Below are 18,381 nucleotides of genomic sequence, written 5' to 3' on the forward strand. Positions count from 1 at the left end.
GTGAGCGTTAAGGAAGTCGAGCTAACCACCCTTTGGGGACGGGTTATTGAGGAAGTGGCGATTAACGCCCCTCAACATCGCGCCTTTTTGCAGCTAACAAAACCACTTGGCCTTCTTCACAATGATGATCAAACAACTTTATTGGTTGCTTGCCCAAATCTTTTTGCAAAGGATGTTTTAGAGAGTCGTTTGCGCACAGTTGTTAGTGATGTTTTAACTCGCGAACTTGGAACGTCAACAAATATCGCGGTCACTGTCGATGAAGCTCTTGAAGTTGTTTCAACACCAACCCCTGAAATTGAGGTTGAGTTTGTTGCGCCAAAATCTGGAACAGGTCGCGATGATGCGCCGGTTTCAAAATCTGCAGATACATCAACATTGAACCCTCGCTACATCTTTGAAACATTTGTTATCGGTGCTTCCAACCGTTTCGCGCACGCAGCAGCGGTTGCAGTTGCTGAAGCACCAGCAAAGGCTTACAACCCATTATTTATTTATGGTGAATCTGGTTTAGGAAAGACTCACTTGTTGCACGCAATTGGTGCATACGCGCAGGAGTTGTACGGAAATGTGCGTGTTAAGTATGTTTCCTCAGAAGAATTCACCAATGACTTTATTAACTCTATTCGTGACGATAAAGCATCTGCTTTCCAACGCCGTTACCGCGACTTAGATATTTTGCTTGTTGATGATATTCAATTCTTAGAGAACAAAGAACGTACCCAGGAAGAGTTTTTCCATACATTTAATACTTTGTACAACGCGAACAAGCAGATTGTTATCTCGAGCGACCGCCCACCAAAGCAGTTAACAACTTTGGAAGATCGCCTTCGTTCACGTTTTGAGTGGGGTTTGATTACAGATATTCAGCCACCTGAATTAGAAACACGTATTGCGATTCTTCGTAAAAAAGCTGCGCAAGATAAGTTGAATGCTCCAGATGATGTACTTGAGTACATTGCCAGCAAGATCTCAACAAATATCCGCGAACTAGAGGGTGCGTTAATTCGTGTTACAGCGTTCGCATCTCTTAACCGTCAAAGCGTTGATCTTTCATTAGCTGAAATTGTTTTGAAGGATTTAATTCCTAATGAGTCCAACCCAGAAATCACCGGCGCGACGATCATGGCCCAGACCGCGGCTTACTTCTCTTTAACTATTGATGATTTATGTGGAACATCCCGTTCGCGTGTATTAGTAAATGCGCGTCAGATTGCGATGTATCTATGCCGAGAGCTCACCGAGCTTTCATTGCCGAAGATCGGCCAGACATTTGGTGGGCGTGACCACACAACGGTTATGCACGCCGATAGAAAGATCCGTCAACTGATGGCTGAGCGTCGTTCGATCTATAACCAGGTCAATGAGCTCACCACCAGAATTAAGCAACAAGCTCGATAGTTGCAGCGATTCGCGACATTTGTCCGAATTGCCACTCTTTACCCCCAACTGGGGACAAGTTGTGGATAACTGTGGATTACGAGTGCACAACCGTGGATAACCGCGGTGGGTAGAGGATGAGGAAAGGGTGGGTAGTAATGAACAACAGCTACATCCACACCTTTCCGCTTCCTATCCACACCTTATACAAGGGAAATCCCCGCACCGAGCAGGGCTTTTATCACTTACCCACAGATAATCGCTCTAGTTACTACGACTACCTTTATATACATACATCCAGTTACGTGAATAACCTTTCCACATCATCAAAGAGTCGAGGATAGAAATGAAATTTACAGTCGAGCAATCAGCGTTAACCGATGGGGTTAACTGGGTTTCACGCTCTCTCTCAACTCGTCCAATCAAAACCGAGCTGCTCGGAATTGTTATCGATGCGACCGGTAATGAAGTCTTCTTATCTGCATCTGATTTAGAGACAGCAAGCAAGGCGCACTTTGCAGCAGAGGTTAAAGAACCAGGAAAGGTTTTAGTTCCCGGAAAGTTATTAGCTGAAATTTCACGATCATTACCAAACAAGCCAATTACCTTTGCTTTAGATGGTTCTCGTGTATTAGTAACTAGCGGTAGTGCAAAGTTCACGCTTCCAACATTGTCAGTTGATGAATATCCAAACCTTCCAGAACTTCCTGATTCAACAGGAACAGTTCCTTCAGATACTTTCGCAACAGCAGTTGCACAAGTTGCTATCGCTGCAGGCCGCGACGATTCACTACCAACACTTACTGGTGTACATGTTGAGATTAATGAAGACACAGTTACCTTTGCAGCAACTGATCGTTACCGTTTAGCTGTCCGTGAAATTCAATGGGCGCCAACAGCACCAAACACAACAACAACAGCACTTTTACGCGCTCGCACAATTGCAGATGCCGCTAAATCATTAACTGGATCTAAAGATGTATCACTGTCATTTGCACCAAACACAAGCAATGATCGTTTAACTGGTTTTGCAGGTGATGGAAAAACAATGACATCACGTATGTTGGATGGAACCTTCCCTCCATACCGCCACCTACTTCCACAAGAGGTAACAACAACTGCACTCATTGAGGTCGCAACACTTCTAGATTCAGTTCGCCGTGTTGCACTTGTTACAGATAAGACAGTTCCACTTCGTCTTGATTTTGCAAACAACACACTGTCTCTAGAAGCAGGTGCGGGCGAAGAGGCTCAAGCAACTGAAGCGATTGAAATCTTATTAACAGGAGAACCAATCTCAATCGCTTTCAACCCAACATTCCTAGCTGATGGTTTAAATGCGGTTGGAACAAAGTTTGTTCAGATCTCATTTACTGGATCTAACAAGCCTGCGATCTTGATGGGTAAGAGCGACAAAGATGGCGCGGTTGTAGAAAACTACCGCTACCTATTAATGCCAATGCGTTACGCCTCCTAAACACTGGAACACCATGCGTATTAATAAGTTGGCTCTCACCAACTTCCGTTCCTACAACTCACTTGAGTTAGAGCTCCAACCCGGAGTAATAACCTTTATTGGTGATAACGGTTCGGGTAAAACCAATATCGCTGAATCTTTAATCTATTTAGCTTTTCTTTCATCTCATCGTGTTTCAAACAATATTCCGTTAATTTCACTTGGTAACCAACAAGCAATTATTCGCGCCGAGGTTCAACGAGAAGATCGCTCACTACAGATAGATTTAGAGATCAATGCAAGTAAAGCTAACCGCGCGCGCATTAACGGAAACCCAACACGAAGCCAACGCGAAATTCTTGGCGCGATTCAAATCGTGTACTTCTCACCTGAAGATTTAGATCTAGTTCGTGGAGAACCAGGAACCCGCCGCGACTTCTTAGATCGCCTATTAATCACCAGAACCCCACGTTTAGCAGGGGTTATTGCAGATTATGAACGTGTGGTTAAACAACGTAACGCGCTTTTAAAAACTAGAACATCAGCCGCGGCGCTTGCGCCATGGAATGAACAACTTATAAAACTAGGTGCTGAATTAACCGCTGAAAGAATTGCACTTATTGATGCACTTAATCCTCATGTAGCTAAAAACTATGCAAATTTAAATGAGGTCAAACCCGCTTCTATTTCTTATAAGTGCAGCACCGAAGGTGTAAGCAACAATATTGAAAACAACATCACAGCATTATCTGCACGTTTAGATGAAGTTGCTTATCAAGAGATCGAACGAGGGGTTTCTTTAATCGGCCCACACCGCGATGATCTTCATTTACAACTAGGAGATTTCCCAGCAAAGGGTTATGCAAGCCACGGCGAATCATGGTCGATGGCGATCTCATTACGGATTGGATCTTTTAATCTTTTAAAATCTGAAGGCGCTTCCCCAATTCTTATTTTGGATGATGTTTTTGCAGAACTTGATACCTCGCGCAGAATTCAATTAATGTCTGCCACCCAATTAGCAGAGCAAACATTTATTACAGCTGCAGTAGAAAGTGATCTGCCTGCCGAGTTATTAACACAAAAGTTTTATGTAACACCCGGTGTTGTTAAGAAAGGAAAGAGTTAATGGAAAAGCGCGACTTAGCTCTTGATCTTTTCAAATCATTTAAAACGGGTGTAACTCGTAAACCAAATAAACCTGCACCAACTCCACGTGTAGGCCAACCAGGGGACCCAGAATTAATCGGCGGAGTATTAAATGATTTAATTTCAGATCGCGATTGGGATTCAGGATTAGCTGAAGGAAATCTTTTTGTTAACTGGCAAAGAATTGTAGGCGATGAAATTTCACAACACGCACAACCAATCTCTATTTTGGATAATGTATTAACGGTTCAAAGTTCATCAACAGCATGGGCAACACAGTTGCAATTAATTTCAACTGATTTATTGGCGACGATCCAAAAAGATGCGACCGGGGTACTGATTGAGCGGCTTGTGATCATCGGTCCACAAACCCCAACCTGGAAGAAGGGGGTTCGGACCATCCGGAACGCCCGGGGCCCTCGAGATACCTACAACTAGACCTAGCCCACTAGGAACCCTCAAACCCACGCTCAAAGTTCGGCTATACCCGTCCACAAGGCTTTTTTCGGCTATTTATTCCCGTCAATTATGACTAGGATAATCCCATTCCGAGAGGCAAAACCTCTCTATACGCCTTCACAGGCGATTTCAGGGATCTAGACGGAAGGGATGGCGATGGCCGAAAGCTCATATAACGCCTCCAACATCACCGTCCTAGAAGGTCTAGAGGCGGTCCGCAAGCGCCCAGGAATGTACATCGGCTCCACCGGCGAACGCGGCCTCCACCACCTGGTCTACGAAGTAGTTGATAACTCAGTTGATGAAGCACTTGCCGGTTACTGCACCGAAATCAATGTAACCCTGATGGCTAATGGCGGCGTTGAAGTAATTGATAACGGTCGCGGAATTCCAGTTGATATTCACCCAGTTGAAAAGAAACCAGCTCTCGAAGTTGTATTAACTGTTTTACACGCCGGCGGAAAGTTTGGCGATGGTGGTTACTCAGTTTCTGGTGGACTACACGGTGTTGGTATCTCAGTTGTAAATGCACTCAGTACAGATCTTTCAGTGATTGTTCAACGCGACGGAAATTTTTGGTACCAAGATTACAAGCTAGGTGTACCAACCGCACCAGTTCGCAAAGGTGATGCATCAACATCGTCAGGAACCACAGTTCAATTCTGGCCATCAAAGGAAATCTTTGAAACTACAGATTTCTCATTTGAAGTTCTTTCAACACGTTTCCGTGAAATGGCCTTTCTTAACAAAGGTTTGATTTTAACTTTGACCGATATGCGCGATGGCCATGTTGATGAAAAGGGCGAACAACTAACTGTTCGTTATCAATACCAAGGTGGAATCGCAGATTTCGTAAAGCACCTCAACTCAACTCGTGGTGAAACACACAAATCAATTATCTCTTTTGCATCAGAAGATAAAAAGAACAAAATTGCGCTAGAAGTATCCATGCAATGGAACGCAGGTTTTTCTGAATCTGTATACACATTTGCAAACACCATTCATACTCATGAAGGTGGAGCACACGAAGAAGGTTTCCGTACAGCGTTAACTTCTATCGTTAATAAGTTTGGCGAGGAACAAGGTTTTATTCGCAAGAAGGAAGATCGCCTAACTGGTGATGATGTTCGCGAAGGTTTAACCGCAATTGTTTCAATCAAACTTGCAGAGCCACAGTTTGAAGGACAGACAAAAACAAAACTTGGTAACTCAGAAGCAAAAACCTTTACACAGCGCATTGTTAATGAAGAGTTAACATCGTGGTTTGAGCAAAACCCTGCAGAAGGTAAGGAAATCGTGCGTAAGAGCATTGATGCTGCCGCTGCACGAGTTGCTGCACGTAAAGCTCGCGACTTAAGTCGCAACCGCAAAGGTTTACTTGAAGGACGTGGAATGCCCGGCAAGTTGGCGGATTGCCAATGGACTGATCCAACTAAGTGCGAGCTCTACATCGTCGAAGGTGACTCTGCAGGTGGTTCAACAAAGGGTGGACGCGATTCACGCAACCAAGCAGTACTTCCAATTCGCGGAAAGATTTTGAATGTTGAAAAAGCACGCATCGACCGCGTTCTTCAAAACAATGAAGTTCAAGCTTTAATCACCGCACTTGGTACAGGCGTTCACGATGATTTCGATATCGACAAGTTGCGCTACCACAAGATTATTTTGATGGCCGATGCTGATGTCGACGGACAACATATTCGTACACTTCTTTTAACTTTACTATTCCGTTTTATGCGTCCATTAATTGAGCAAGGGTATGTGTACTTTGCACAACCTCCTTTGTATAAATTGAAGTGGGCGGGTAAAGAACCTGTCGAGTACGCATTCAGTGATCGCGAACGTGATGGAATGATCGAACTAGGTGTTGCCGCCGGAAAGCGTTTACCTAAGGATGATGGAATCCAACGCTTCAAAGGTTTAGGCGAGATGCCTGCAAAGGAGCTTTGGGATACAACAATGGATCCAGAGCACCGTGTGTTAATCAAGGTAACTCTGGATGATGCTGCAGCTGCAGATGATTTGTTCTCAGTGTTAATGGGTGAAGATGTCGAAAAGCGTCGCGCATTTATTCAGCGCAACGCTAAGGATGTTAGGTTCTTGGATATCTAATGGATGAATTGAACCCAAACAACCTGGAAAACTTTGACAAGATCGAAACAGTTGATCTTCAAGTTGAGATGGCTCGTTCCTATCTTGATTACGCGATGTCAGTTATCGTCGGTCGCGCACTGCCAGATGTTCGCGATGGATTAAAGCCAGTGCACCGCCGTGTTCTATACGCAATGTATGACGCTGGTTATCGCCCAGATAAGGGTTATTACAAGTCTTCTCGCATCGTTGGTGACGTAATGGGTAATTACCACCCACACGGTGACACTGCGATTTACGACTCCGTTGTGCGTTTAGCCCAACACTGGTCACTTCGTTACTTGCTGATCGATGGAAATGGAAACTTCGGTTCTCCAGGAAATGATCCAGCCGCTGCGATGCGTTACACCGAAGCACGTTTATCTCCAATCGCAATGGAGATGATGCGCGATATCGATGAGGACACAGTTAACTTTGTTCCAAACTACGATGGCCGTTCACAAGAACCAACAGTTCTTCCAAGCCGTCTTCCAAACCTGCTTGTAAATGGTTCTGCAGGTATCGCAGTTGGTATGGCGACAAATATTCCGCCACACAATCTGCGTGAAATCGGCGAAGCTGTTATTTACTCACTAGAACATCCAGATATGAAGCAGGATGAACTACTTAATGAGCTACTAAAGATTGTTAAAGGCCCAGATTTTCCAACAAAGGGTTTGATTGTTGGTCGCACCGGAATTGAAGAGGCGTACCGCACTGGTCGTGGATCAATCACAATGCGTGCAGTTGTTCAGGTTGAAGAGATCAATAAGCGCACATGTTTAGTAATTAGCGAACTTCCATATCAAGTTAACCCTGACAACCTTGCGCTAAAAATCGCAGAGCTTGTGAAGGATGGAAAGATCAAGGGCATCGCAGATGTTCGCGACGAAGGTAACGAGCGATTAGGTCAACGCCTTGTCATCGTCTTACAGCAATCTGCAATTCCAAAGGTTGTACTTAATAACCTGTACAAGCAGACACAATTACAGGACACATTTGGTGCAAACATGTTGGCACTTGTTGATGGCGTGCCTCGCACATTGCGCCTTGATGAATTTATTCGTTACTACATCGAACATCAGATTGAAGTAATTGTTCGTCGTACCAAGTACCGCCTTGCGGAAAAGGAAAAGCGCGCACATATCTTGCAGGGCTACCTAAAAGCACTAGATGCTCTAGATGCTGTTATCGCCTTAATTCGCGCCTCAACCACACCTGAAGAGGCCCGCACAGGGTTGATGAAGCTGCTTGATGTTGATGAAATTCAAGCAAATGCAATTTTGGATATGCAGCTACGCCGTATCGCTGCATTGGAACGCCAAAAGATTAATGACGAGTACGACGGCTTAATGGCCGACATCGTTGAACTTAATAAGATTCTTGTAAGCCCTGAAAAGCAGCGCGAAATTGTTAAGACAGAGCTTGCTGAATTAGTTGCAAAGTATGGCGATGAGCGACGCACACAAATTGTTGCAAGCGAAGGTGATTTCAGTGCAGAAGATCTAATTCCAGATCAAGATGTGGTTGTAACAATTACTCGTGGTGGATACTCAAAGCGCACCATGGCAGATCTTTACCGATCACAACGTCGTGGTGGTCGCGGAGTTAAGGGTGCAGCGCTTAAGGAAGATGATGTTGTAGATCATTTCTTTGTTGCATCAACACATGATTGGTTGTTGTTCTTTACAAACCAGGGTCGTGTGTACCGTGCAAAGGTTCACGAATTACCAGACGCAGGTCGCGATGCTCGCGGACAACATGTTGCAAACTTGATGGCATTTAAGCCAGATGAGAAAATTGCAGAAGTTTTGTCATTAAAGGATTACACAATCTCTCCTTACCTAGTTCTTGCAACTCGCAACGGATTAGTTAAGAAGACTCCATTGGTTGAGTACGACTCACCTCGAACTGGTGGACTTATTGCAATTACCCTGAAGCCTGGCGATGAAGTTGTTTCTGCTTCATTGATTAACGCCGATGATGAATTACTTTTGGTTTCAACAAAGGGAATGTCGCTGCGCTTTACCGCAGATGATGAATCACTTCGTTCCATGGGTCGTTCAACAAGTGGTGTTATCGGAATGAAGTTCCGCACCGATGACAACTTATTAACTATGGCTCGCGTTAATGCCGAGCAATCAAAGGATTCATTTGTATTTACAGCTACCGATGGTGGCTACGGAAAGAAAACCCCTATCGATGAGTATCGATTGCAGGGCCGCGGCGGAATTGGAATTAAGGCCGCCAAGATCGATGAGAATTCACGTGGATCCCTTGTTAGCGCATTGGTTCTTCGTGATGAGGATGAGGTACTTGCTATTACTTCAGCTGGAACTGTCATGAGAACCCCTGCAGCCGAGGTCCGTCAGACCGGCCGCGACAGCATGGGTGTGCGCTTGGTGAACCTCGATGAAGGTGTGAGCCTGTTATCTGTCACCAAGAATGGCGAAGATGAGATTTCAGCGAAAAGTTAGTATGGTTCGCATCCTGAGTTAAAGCAGCTAACGCTCGTTTTGGGAGTTAGTGAAGTTCAAGGTAATCTTGCGCTTCTGCAATAAAGAGCAATCTTTACTGCGGGCCCATAGCTCAGCCTGGTTAGAGCGCTTCCCTGATAAGGAAGAGGTCGGTGGTTCAAGTCCACCTGGGCCCACCCGTTCTAATACGGGGACCTAGCTCAATTGGTAGAGCACCGCCTTTGCAAGGCGGGGGTTAGGGGTTCGATTCCCCTGGTCTCCACACAGTTTCACTATTTCGTAATTTATTTCTTCACATACTAGAAATGAGAAAACCATGTCATCAACAGCAACTCTTCACACATCACTCGGTGACATTGTTATTGAGCTTTTTCCTAACCATGCACCAAAAACAGTTGCAAACTTTGTTGAACTAGCAACTGGCGCAAAGGAGTGGACTGATCCACGCACTGGCGACAAGACAACTGCAAAGCTGTATGACGGCACAATTTTTCACCGCGTCATCGATGGTTTCATGATTCAAGGTGGAGACCCACTTGGTCGCGGAACTGGCGGACCGGGATACCGTTTCGCAGATGAGTTCCATGGCGAACTAACTTTTGATCGCCCATACATTCTTGCAATGGCTAACTCAGGACCAGGAACAAATGGTTCACAGTTCTTTATTACCGTTGCACCAACAACATGGTTGAACCGCAAGCACACCATCTTTGGTGAGGTTAAGGATTCTGCTAGCCAGGCTGTAGTTGACGCTATTGCAACTGCAAAGACTGGTGCACAGGACAAGCCAGCAACTGACATCACGATCAACAGCGTTACAGTTGCTTAAGCGTTCTGCCACTTACTCTTTAATCGCAGTAATCTGCGCGGCTTACCTTGTTCAAATGCTTGTTCCATCTTTAGAACAACATTTAGTACTGCCAAACTTTGAATACTTAAAAGCAACAAACGAGTGGTATCGATTATTTACAGTTGCCTTAACCCATGCAGGTTTACTGCACTTGGGTTTCAATATGTACTCATTGATGGTTTTAGGAAATCCACTTGAAGCAGCTTTTGGTAAAAACAAACTCTTCATTGTTTTCTTTGTTTCACTATTAACTGGATCGCTGGCATCTTCATACTTCGCATCGATCTACAGCTACTCAGTTGGTGCATCAGGTGCGATCTTTGGATTGTTTGGTGCGTTAGCAATTGTTGGAAAGCGCATCGGCGCAGATATCCGTTCCATCATTGTGATTATTGGAATTAACTTTTTCATCGGCTTTGCGATGGGCGGAGTTGATTGGCGAGCACACCTGGGCGGATTAATCGGCGGGGTAGTTGCAGCTCAATTAGTAATGCAGCGTCGATAAGTTATCCACAGGCTTTACCCACACTGTGGATCGAATTACAACGGTGTAATTAGAGGGTATTTAGCGCCAGCGGGTAGCGAGTGAAAAGCCCACACCGATAAAGCTAAAGCCGATAATCATGTTCCATGCGCCGATTCCTGGCACTGGGTATGCGGTCTGAGTGACGTAGAAGGCCACGATCCAGAACAAGCCGATTAAGAAGGCTGCAACCATTGTTGGAGCAAGCCACTTTGGGCTCTCCAATGGTGCGTGAGGAGTCTCGACGACAACCTCTTGATTGTGAGCGCGCTGCTCAGCGACCTTCTTGCGTAGCTTTGATTTAGGCATACGCGAAAGATACACCATGAGACAGAATGCTCCTATGGCCGCCAAGATCCTCGTCGTCGATAACTACGACTCCTTTGTCTTTAACTTGGTGCAGTACCTGCAGCAATTAGGCGCTGAATGCACCGTTGTTCGCAACGATGCTGTTGAAGCAAGTGAAGCGGGTAAGTACGGCGGAGTCCTAATTTCTCCGGGACCCGGAACCCCTGAAAAAGCTGGCGTATCAGTAGCGATGATTAAGTACTGCGCCGAGCATTCAATTCCATTATTTGGTGTGTGCCTTGGTCATCAAGCGATCGGTGTTGCATTTGGTGCAACTGTTTCTCGCGCACCTGAATTACTTCATGGAAAAACATCGCTGGTGTACCACAAGCAAGAAGGTGTGTTGTCAGATCTTCCATCACCATTTACTGCAACTCGTTACCACTCATTGTGTGTAGAAAAAGATTCTGTACCAGCCAGCTTACAAATAACAGGATCTACTGATTCAGGGTTAGTAATGTCGATGCAACATGCAACACTTCCAATTCAGGGTGTGCAGTTCCACCCCGAATCTGTTTTAACAGAGCATGGACATCAAATGCTTGCTAACTGGTTAGTGATGTGTGGAGATAAAGGCGCTCGCGAACGCGCAGTTGGATTATCTCCAGTTGTTGGAACCGCGCAGTAATTACGGCGTTTTATTAATTGTAATTGTTACCGATTTACCAATTGTTTGAGTTGTTCCCGCATCTGGTGCTTGGCGGATTACAACACCTATTGGTTGATTTGAGTCATACCCTTCAACCTCTTTAACAAAGAAGCCAGCTTGAACCAAAATTGTTTTTGCTTGCAGCGCATCAGTACCAATCAATGATGGAACTGTAATTTCACCACTTGCAATTTGTAATACAACACCGGTACCCGCAGTAATAATTGATCCAGGTTCTGGAGTTACCTTTAAGACAGTTCCTTGCGCCGCATCTGATGGAACAGCTTCAGTTGCATTTACCAATAAACCAACGGCAGCAAGTGCGGTGCGTGCATCAATCAATGACATTCCCACTAAATCAGCTGGAACAACTGAATCACCAGGACCATCAGAGATAGTTAAAACAACACCAGAACCTTTTTGAACGCGAACTGTGGCTAAAGGAATTTGTGAAGCAACACGATCCTTTGGAATTCGACCATCATGTGCGCGGGTAATTGTTACAACGTAATCACCTAGCAGCGCTTCAGCCTCTGCCTGAGTTAAACCAACAACATTGGGTAATTGAGGCAACGAATCACCAGTTGGCCCTGAATTAGTAAGGAATAAGCCACCTACAAGCAGGCCAATCGCTGCAACGCTACCGATTGCCCCAATCAAAATATTGCGGCGAGAGATTGGAGCTTTTGCAATCTTTGTAGTTACAACTTCACCACTTTGAATCTTAAATAAATCATCCAACATTAAACCTGCAGATTGATAACGATCATCAGGGTTCTTCGCTAATGCAACGGTTAATAAGGTATCGATACCTGCAGGAAGATCGGCAACGATTGAACTTGGCGGAACTAAAACACCAGATACATGTTGGTATGCGATCGAAACAGGAGTTTCACCGCTAAATGGTGGCTTGCCAGTCAGAACTTCATACAACAAACAGCCAGTTGAATAAATATCACTTCGCAGATCTGCGACTTCACCAAGTGCTTGCTCAGGTGAAAGGTATTGAGCGGTTCCAACTACATTCCAGGTACTAGTTAATGTTGCACCTAAATCAGCAAGGGCACGTGCAATTCCAAAGTCCATCACTTTTACATCGCCATGATCTGTAATCATGATGTTTGCCGGTTTAATATCGCGGTGCACAATTCCTGCTTGATGTGAGTACTCAAGTGCAGCCAAAATACCTTCGCCGATTTCAAGTGCACGCTTTAATGGAACGCGTTCACCTTTGTGAATCAATTCGCGAAGCGTGTGACCAGAAATTAACTCCATAACAATGTACGGCGCTGGTTCTTCACCGCTGTCATACACAGCAACAATTCCGGGATGGTTAAGCGCAGCTGCCGCTAACGCCTCTTTTCTAAAGCGTGCAACAAATGATGGATCACGCGCTAAATCACTACGTAAAACCTTGACCGCAACCTGACGAGCAAGACGGGTGTCTTCGGCGACATACACATCGGCCATTCCGCCGGTACCGATCATTTCTCCCAGTTTGTAACGACCACCGAGCAACTGATTAATCATGCGCTGCTCCTAATAATTGAGTGGTTGTTAATTCTGTGGGCGAAATATCTGCAATAAGTACTGTGACGTTATCAGGTGCGCCATTTACATAGGTGGCATCAATTAAGAACTTAACAGCCTCATCCTTGTCAGATTTTTTCAGCCCCATCTTGATCTCTTTTTCTGTTAAAACACCCGATAAACCATCGGAACAGAGTAAGAATCGATCACCTTTTTTAACCTCGTACACCTGCAGAACAGGCGTGACATCACCATCTCCACGCAACGCCTGGGTCAACATTGATCGCTGTGGGTGTTCAGCGGCTTCTGCTTCAGAGATCGCGCCTTGATCAAGTAGCTCTTGAATAACTGTGTGATCGTTGCTTAGTTGTTCCAGCGAACTTCCGCGCAAGCGATAGCAGCGCGAATCTCCAACATGGAGCAATGCAATCTGTTTATCGCGGATTAACAAAGCGGTAAGGGTTGTGCCCATTCCGCGCTTTTCAATCTCTTCTTCGGCGACCGCTGCAATATCTGCATCAATACTGTGCAATGAATGCATTAAGAGATCACTTACTGAATCTTCATCAATATCAGTTGCGGTAAGAGTTGGCGCAAGACGTTGCAGAACTTCAACCGCAATGCGAGATGCAACTTCACCGGCTGCATGACCGCCCATGCCATCGGCAACTGCGATTAGCTGCGGTGAAACAAAAGCGGAGTCCTCATTTCCTTGACGTACCAAGCCAATGGCAGAGCGCGCAGAGGTTTCAAAGAAGTTAGCGCTCATGTTGTAAGCCTAACGGTGTAACCTTCAAAGATGAAGATCTACGCGCACCGCGGATCCTCTGTCGCGCATCCCGAGTTAACAATGGCTGCCTACAAGGCCGCGATCGATGATGGTGCTGATGGTTTTGAATGTGATGTCCGATTAACGAAGGACAATCAATTGGTTTTATGGCATGACGCGGATATGAAACGTGTTGCAGGAAATGATGCCCAAATCGCCGACTCAACATTTAATGAGATTAAATCCCATTATCCGCAAGCAATCACTTTAGAAGAACTTCTTGTTCTAGCTCGCGATCACAAAAAAGAGTTAGCGATTGAAACAAAGCATCCAGTTCCAACTGGAAGTGCAGTTGAAAAGAAGGTCATGCAACTACTTGCTCAGGAAAAAGCGGTTGCAGATATTCACATCATGTCTTTTTCATGGCTTGCTCTAGAGAATGTACGAAAGATTGATCCAACACAAAGCACAGTTGCATTACTTGAAGATCGATTAAGTGGATTAATGCGCAGATTTACATCGGCTAAGACAATTGCACCCAGCATTCATAATTTGCGTGAAAACCCAGGATTAGGACGCGATAAGCGCAATTTGTTTGTATGGACCGTTGATGATGCCGACGATATGCGCTTTTGCGCGGGCAATGGTGTGGATGTGCTGATAACAAATACCCCGTCATATGCAAGGACTGTGCTCGGGTATCATTAGCAAGTGAGTACATACGCCTATCTCGGTCCCAAGGGAACATTTACAGAGGCGGCTCTTAAAAAGATCACTTCCTCTAATGATCGCCTTATGCCTTATGCCAACGTAACTGCAGCGTTAGATGCTGTTCGTTTAGGCAAAGCCCACTTCGCACTTGTTCCAATTGAAAACTCTATTGAAGGTGTTGTTGCACGCACACTTGATGAGCTTGCAACCGGCGAACCTCTAGCGATCGTTGGCGAAGTTACTTTGCCTGTGTCATTTGCATTAATGATTAAGGGTGATGAAAAAGAAATTTTGCGCATCGCAACTCATCCTCATGCTGAAGCGCAGTGCCGCAATTATGTTGCCGCTAACTATCCAGATGCCGAATTAATTTCGACAGCATCAACAGCTGCCGCAGCTGAAGCGATTTCGCGTGGCGAGTTTGATGCAGCGATTGCAGCACCAGTTGCTGCTGCGCACTACGGATTGCGTGTTATCGCAGACAACATTGGCGACAACGTTGGTGCCGTAACTCGATTCATTTTGGTATCTAAGCCAGGTTCAATCCCAAAGAACACTGGTTGGGATCGCACATCGCTTGCTGTCTTTATCGGCATCGATCACGCTGGAGCTTTGCTGGACATCCTTACGGAGTTTGCTAAGCGCGATGTAAACCTAACTTTTATTCAATCGCGTCCAACAGGCTCAGCCCTTGGCCATTACCATTTCATTATTGACGCTGAGGGTCACATTGCAGATGCACCTGTGAAGGAGGCAGTAGAAAGCCTTCGAGCAATCTGCGAAGACATCCGATTCCTTGGCTCATACCCACGAGAAAAGGCAAGCAAATGATCGACATTAAGTACCTACGCGAAAACCCTGATGCAGTGCGTGCATCTCAGACTGGCCGCGGAGAAGATGCATCGATCGTCGACAAAGTTTTAGCAATCGATGAAATTCGCCGTGCAGCGCTAGAAAAGTTTGAAACTCTGCGCGCAGAACAGAATGTTTTATCTAAATCTGTTGGCGCTGCAAAAGGTGATGAAAAAGCTGCATTACTTGAGAATGCTAAGGAGCTTGCAACAAAGGTAAAAGAGGCTGATTCAAAGCGTGCTGAAGTAGAAGAGGAAGCTAAGCAATTAATCATGCAGCTTTCAAATGTATTAGATCCAGATGCACCATTAGGCGGAGAAGCAGATTTCGTTGTTATCGAACATGTTGGAACACCACGCACCTTTGATTTTGAACCAAAGGATCACGTTGAACTAGGTAAGTTACTTGGTGCAATTGATACTGAACGTGGCGCAAAGGTTGCTGGTTCACGTTCTTACTATTTAACCGGTGTTGGAGCGATGCTTGAGTTCGCACTTGTTAACTATGCAATTGCAACTGCAAACAAAGCTGGTTTTACTCCTGTAATTCCACCAGTGCTGGTAAATCCAGCAGCGATGGAAGGCACGGGTTTCTTGGGCCAAGCTGCAGAGAATGTTTACCATCTTGAAAAGGATGATGTGTATCTAGTTGGAACTTCAGAAGTTCCACTTGCTGCGATGCACATGGATGAGGTTTTACCTGCCGACAAACTTCCAATGCGTTACGCCGGTTACTCATCATGTTTCCGTCGCGAAGCTGGAACATACGGCAAGGACACTCGCGGAATTATTCGTGTTCACCAGTTCGACAAGGTTGAGATGTTTTCTTTCTGCCATCCAGATCAGGCTAAGGAAGAACATAAGCGTTTGTTGCAATGGGAGAAGGATTTCCTCAACGCAATGGAGATCCCTTATCGCGTTATTGATGTTGCATCAGGTGATCTTGGATCAAGTGCAAACCGTAAGTTTGATATTGAAGCGTGGATTCCTACGCAAAATGCATATCGCGAGGTTACAAGTACCTCTAACTGCACGGAGTTCCAGGCACGCCGTTTAAATATTCGCTTCAAGGATGCAGATGGCACAAAGGCTGTTGCAACACTTAATGGCACATTAGTAGCTATTCCGCGCATGATTGTTGCGATTCTTGAGAACCATCAAAATGCCGATGGAACAATTAATGTTCCTGCTGCGTTGCAACCCTTCTTAGGCATGACACGATTTGAGTTGGTGTGAGTACTCGCCCCAAATTAATTGCTACAGATCTTGATGGCACAATCGTTTCGCACAAAGGTGTAATTACTCAACGAACAATCGATGCATTTACAAAGGCAAAAGATTTAGGTGTGCATGTTTTCTTTGTAACAGGTCGCCCTCCTCGTTGGATGGGTGAGATTCGTGAAGCATTTGGTTTTGGAGCAGCTATCTGTTGTAACGGTGCGATGTTGTACGACTTAATGAATGATGCCGTTCTTGAAGAGTGGATGATCTCTGTCGATGAGCAATATGAAGTTGTTCGCCGTATGCGAATTGCGATGCCTGAAATGTCATTTGCAGTTGAATCAAATGATCATTACCACCGTGAAATAGCTTATGTTCCAAAGTGGGATGTTGGCTTAGACAATGTTGGCGTTGAAAAGATTGAAGATGCAATCAACCGACCAGCGTTAAAGATTTTGGGTCGCTGCAGCAACCACGAGTTCACATCAGATGAAATGGTTGAGGTCGCACATCGCGAACTGAAAGATCTTGTAACTGTCACTCACTCAACTTCAAATGACTCACTAATTGAAATTTCAGCACTTAATATTTCAAAGGGAACGACACTTGCGATGATGGCTAAGCGATTGGGATTGACAGCCGATGATTGTGTTTCATTTGGCGATAACCCCAATGACTTTTCAATGCTGAAATGGGCATCACGTTCATATGCAATGTCAGATGGTCACCCAGAAGCGCCAACATTTGCTACAGGTGTGGCTGAACCATGTGAAGCTGATGGAGTCGCAAAGATCATCGAACAACTCTTGGATCTTCCCGCTTAATCCCTGCTCGATTTTTCGCTTGAGCCAAATTCGGGTAATCTCTCCCACGGAGGGCTCGCATAGCGGCCGAGTGCACCGGTCTTGAAAACCGGCAAACGAAAGTTTCGTGGGTTCAAATCCCACGCCCTCCGCCAGTTTTATGAAGTTGTGGCTGAGTTCATACCGCGTAAGCGCGGCTTGATCTAGCCACATTTTCATGTCCGGAGGACACTTACCCCTAGTTGTTTATGACCTAGGGGAGTTGTCAATGTCAGGTGTTTTTTCACCAACGCGCGCCAAGATTAAAGAGCGCACACTTCGTACAGATAAGTGGTGGTTGCAACCACTGATGACTTTTGGGGTTTTATTCTCCTTCATCATTTATGCAACCTTCCGCGCATTTGAAGGTGCCAATTACTTTACAGAGCCGTTGATCTCACCTTTCTATTCACCATGTTTATCGCAAAGCTGTGTACCTGGTTCAACAATTGCAGGCTTCACACCTGTTAGTTCAGAGATCTTTAACTTCGCATTATCACCAGCTTTAATTATTTTGATCTTCCCACTTGGTTTCCGTATGACGTGCTACTACTACCGCAAGGCTTACTACCGTTCATTCTGGTTCTCACCACCAGCATGTGGAGTTGCAGAGCCACATGAGAAGTACACAGGCGAAACACGTCTTCCATTAATCGGACAGAACATTCACCGTTACTTCTTCTACGCAGGTTTAGTGTTCAACGTTTTCTTAACGTATGACGCAATTATTTCTTTCAAGAACACTGAAGGTCAGTGGGGACACATGAGTGTCGGTTCACTAGTTCTACTTCTTAGCTCTTCATTGTTGTGGTTCTACTCATTGTCTTGTCACACATGCCGACACACAGTTGGTGGACGCTTGAAGCACTTCTCAAAGCACCCAGTTCGTTACAAGTTATGGACAACAGTTTCAGTACTAAATACAAAGCATCAGCAATTTGCGTGGTACTCACTTGCAGCTGTTGCATTCGCCGATATCTATGTTCGCCAAGTTGCAACTGGCGCATGGACTAACTTCTACTTCTTCTAAAAGGAA

The 18,381-nt window shown here is 45.2% G+C and carries 17 protein-coding genes and 3 tRNA genes; 17 read left to right on the plus strand and 3 right to left on the minus strand.

Annotated features, from left to right (window positions below):
- The 10 genes from dnaA to AC8GFU_RS00050 all read left to right on the plus strand — a co-directional run bounded on the left by dnaA (position 1) and on the right by AC8GFU_RS00050 (position 10,406).
- Entirely contained in the window at positions 1-1,401 is a 1,401-nt protein-coding gene (gene dnaA / locus AC8GFU_RS00005) for a chromosomal replication initiator protein DnaA (protein WP_506626473.1), read from the plus strand.
- 325 nt (positions 1,402-1,726) lie between these two features.
- Complete coding sequence (gene dnaN, locus AC8GFU_RS00010; protein ID WP_506626474.1) at positions 1,727-2,857, plus strand: DNA polymerase III subunit beta; 1,131 nt, start codon at positions 1,727-1,729, stop codon at positions 2,855-2,857.
- A 13-nt stretch (positions 2,858-2,870) separates the two neighbouring features.
- Positions 2,871-3,965, plus strand: coding sequence for a DNA replication/repair protein RecF (gene recF / locus AC8GFU_RS00015; protein ID WP_506626475.1), 1,095 nt, complete (start codon positions 2,871-2,873; stop codon positions 3,963-3,965).
- Positions 3,965-4,423, plus strand: a complete 459-nt coding sequence (locus AC8GFU_RS00020; RefSeq protein WP_506626476.1) for a DciA family protein — start codon at positions 3,965-3,967, stop codon at positions 4,421-4,423. Before recF ends, AC8GFU_RS00020 begins: the two co-directional genes overlap by 1 nt.
- A gap of 177 nt (positions 4,424-4,600) precedes the next feature.
- Positions 4,601-6,556 carry a DNA topoisomerase (ATP-hydrolyzing) subunit B gene (gene gyrB, locus AC8GFU_RS00025; protein WP_506626477.1) on the plus strand — a complete coding sequence of 652 codons (1,956 nt, stop codon included), beginning with the start codon at positions 4,601-4,603 and terminating at the stop codon, positions 6,554-6,556.
- Positions 6,556-9,051, plus strand: coding sequence for a DNA gyrase subunit A (gene gyrA / locus AC8GFU_RS00030; protein WP_506626478.1), 2,496 nt, complete (start codon positions 6,556-6,558; stop codon positions 9,049-9,051). Before gyrB ends, gyrA begins: the two co-directional genes overlap by 1 nt.
- A gap of 101 nt (positions 9,052-9,152) precedes the next feature.
- A tRNA-Ile gene (locus AC8GFU_RS00035) sits at positions 9,153-9,227 on the plus strand.
- A gap of 13 nt (positions 9,228-9,240) precedes the next feature.
- Positions 9,241-9,313, plus strand: a tRNA-Ala gene (locus AC8GFU_RS00040).
- Between the two features lie 54 nt (positions 9,314-9,367).
- Positions 9,368-9,880 (plus strand): peptidylprolyl isomerase, encoded by a 513-nt coding sequence (locus tag AC8GFU_RS00045; protein ID WP_506626479.1) that lies wholly within the window; start codon positions 9,368-9,370, stop codon positions 9,878-9,880.
- A gap of 55 nt (positions 9,881-9,935) precedes the next feature.
- Positions 9,936-10,406 (plus strand): rhomboid family intramembrane serine protease, encoded by a 471-nt coding sequence (locus AC8GFU_RS00050; RefSeq protein ID WP_506626480.1) that lies wholly within the window; start codon positions 9,936-9,938, stop codon positions 10,404-10,406.
- A gap of 60 nt (positions 10,407-10,466) precedes the next feature.
- Here the strand turns inward: AC8GFU_RS00050 and AC8GFU_RS00055 are convergent, their stop codons facing one another.
- Positions 10,467-10,751 carry a cell division protein CrgA gene (locus AC8GFU_RS00055; RefSeq protein ID WP_506626481.1) on the minus strand — a complete coding sequence of 95 codons (285 nt, stop codon included), beginning with the start codon at positions 10,749-10,751 and terminating at the stop codon, positions 10,467-10,469.
- A 16-nt stretch (positions 10,752-10,767) separates the two neighbouring features.
- Between AC8GFU_RS00055 and AC8GFU_RS00060 the strand changes: the two genes are divergently transcribed.
- The gene (locus tag AC8GFU_RS00060) at positions 10,768-11,400 is read left to right on the plus strand and encodes an aminodeoxychorismate/anthranilate synthase component II (RefSeq protein WP_506626482.1); all 633 of its coding nucleotides are present in this window, start codon (positions 10,768-10,770) and stop codon (positions 11,398-11,400) included.
- On the opposite strand, the gene AC8GFU_RS00065 is transcribed toward AC8GFU_RS00060, so the two are convergent.
- The gene (locus tag AC8GFU_RS00065; RefSeq protein ID WP_506626483.1) at positions 11,401-12,951 is read right to left on the minus strand and encodes a protein kinase domain-containing protein; all 1,551 of its coding nucleotides are present in this window, start codon (positions 12,949-12,951) and stop codon (positions 11,401-11,403) included.
- On the minus strand, positions 12,944-13,720 hold the full coding sequence (locus tag AC8GFU_RS00070) for a PP2C family protein-serine/threonine phosphatase (protein WP_506626484.1): 777 nt from the start codon (positions 13,718-13,720) through the stop codon (positions 12,944-12,946). Before AC8GFU_RS00070 ends, AC8GFU_RS00065 begins: the two co-directional genes overlap by 8 nt.
- 30 nt (positions 13,721-13,750) lie before the next feature.
- Between AC8GFU_RS00070 and AC8GFU_RS00075 the strand changes: the two genes are divergently transcribed.
- From AC8GFU_RS00075 to sdhC, 6 genes are all read left to right on the plus strand, one after another.
- Positions 13,751-14,428, plus strand: a complete 678-nt coding sequence (locus AC8GFU_RS00075) for a glycerophosphodiester phosphodiesterase (RefSeq protein WP_506626485.1) — start codon at positions 13,751-13,753, stop codon at positions 14,426-14,428.
- Positions 14,429-14,431: 3 nt separating this feature from the next.
- Positions 14,432-15,262 (plus strand): prephenate dehydratase, encoded by an 831-nt coding sequence (gene pheA, locus AC8GFU_RS00080; RefSeq protein ID WP_506626486.1) that lies wholly within the window; start codon positions 14,432-14,434, stop codon positions 15,260-15,262.
- A complete protein-coding gene (gene serS, locus AC8GFU_RS00085) occupies positions 15,259-16,518 on the plus strand; it encodes a serine--tRNA ligase (protein ID WP_506626487.1) in 1,260 nt (419 codons plus the stop codon). The genes pheA and serS overlap by 4 nt, the downstream gene beginning before the upstream one ends.
- Positions 16,515-17,327, plus strand: a complete 813-nt coding sequence (locus tag AC8GFU_RS00090; RefSeq protein WP_506626488.1) for a Cof-type HAD-IIB family hydrolase — start codon at positions 16,515-16,517, stop codon at positions 17,325-17,327. Before serS ends, AC8GFU_RS00090 begins: the two co-directional genes overlap by 4 nt.
- A gap of 48 nt (positions 17,328-17,375) precedes the next feature.
- Positions 17,376-17,461 (plus strand) — tRNA-Ser (locus tag AC8GFU_RS00095).
- 113 nt (positions 17,462-17,574) lie between these two features.
- Entirely contained in the window at positions 17,575-18,375 is an 801-nt protein-coding gene (gene sdhC / locus AC8GFU_RS00100) for a succinate dehydrogenase subunit SdhC (protein WP_506627181.1), read from the plus strand.
- Positions 18,376-18,381: the final 6 nt, after the last annotated feature.

Source organism: Planktophila warneckei (SeqCode) (assembly GCF_965234675.1).
Taxonomy (GTDB): Bacteria; Actinomycetota; Actinomycetes; order Nanopelagicales; family Nanopelagicaceae; genus Planktophila; species Planktophila warneckei.

Bases quoted from the DNA above. Each gene is read 5' to 3' on its own strand.
- AC8GFU_RS00045 (WP_506626479.1), top strand. From the start codon at position 9,368: ATGTCATCAACAGCAACTCTTCACACATCACTCGGTGACATTGTTATT.
- AC8GFU_RS00020 (WP_506626476.1), top strand. From the start codon at position 3,965: ATGGAAAAGCGCGACTTAGCTCTTGATCTTTTCAAATCATTTAAAACG.
- recF (WP_506626475.1), top strand. From the start codon at position 2,871: ATGCGTATTAATAAGTTGGCTCTCACCAACTTCCGTTCCTACAACTCA.
- AC8GFU_RS00065 (WP_506626483.1), bottom strand. From the start codon at position 12,951: ATGATTAATCAGTTGCTCGGTGGTCGTTACAAACTGGGAGAAATGATC.
- serS (WP_506626487.1), top strand. From the start codon at position 15,259: ATGATCGACATTAAGTACCTACGCGAAAACCCTGATGCAGTGCGTGCA.
- AC8GFU_RS00070 (WP_506626484.1), bottom strand. From the start codon at position 13,720: ATGAGCGCTAACTTCTTTGAAACCTCTGCGCGCTCTGCCATTGGCTTG.
- sdhC (WP_506627181.1), top strand. From the start codon at position 17,575: ATGTCAGGTGTTTTTTCACCAACGCGCGCCAAGATTAAAGAGCGCACA.
- AC8GFU_RS00055 (WP_506626481.1), bottom strand. From the start codon at position 10,751: ATGGTGTATCTTTCGCGTATGCCTAAATCAAAGCTACGCAAGAAGGTC.
- gyrB (WP_506626477.1), top strand. From the start codon at position 4,601: ATGGCCGAAAGCTCATATAACGCCTCCAACATCACCGTCCTAGAAGGT.
- AC8GFU_RS00075 (WP_506626485.1), top strand. From the start codon at position 13,751: ATGAAGATCTACGCGCACCGCGGATCCTCTGTCGCGCATCCCGAGTTA.
- dnaN (WP_506626474.1), top strand. From the start codon at position 1,727: ATGAAATTTACAGTCGAGCAATCAGCGTTAACCGATGGGGTTAACTGG.
- AC8GFU_RS00050 (WP_506626480.1), top strand. From the start codon at position 9,936: ATGCTTGTTCCATCTTTAGAACAACATTTAGTACTGCCAAACTTTGAA.
- AC8GFU_RS00060 (WP_506626482.1), top strand. From the start codon at position 10,768: ATGGCCGCCAAGATCCTCGTCGTCGATAACTACGACTCCTTTGTCTTT.
- gyrA (WP_506626478.1), top strand. From the start codon at position 6,556: ATGGATGAATTGAACCCAAACAACCTGGAAAACTTTGACAAGATCGAA.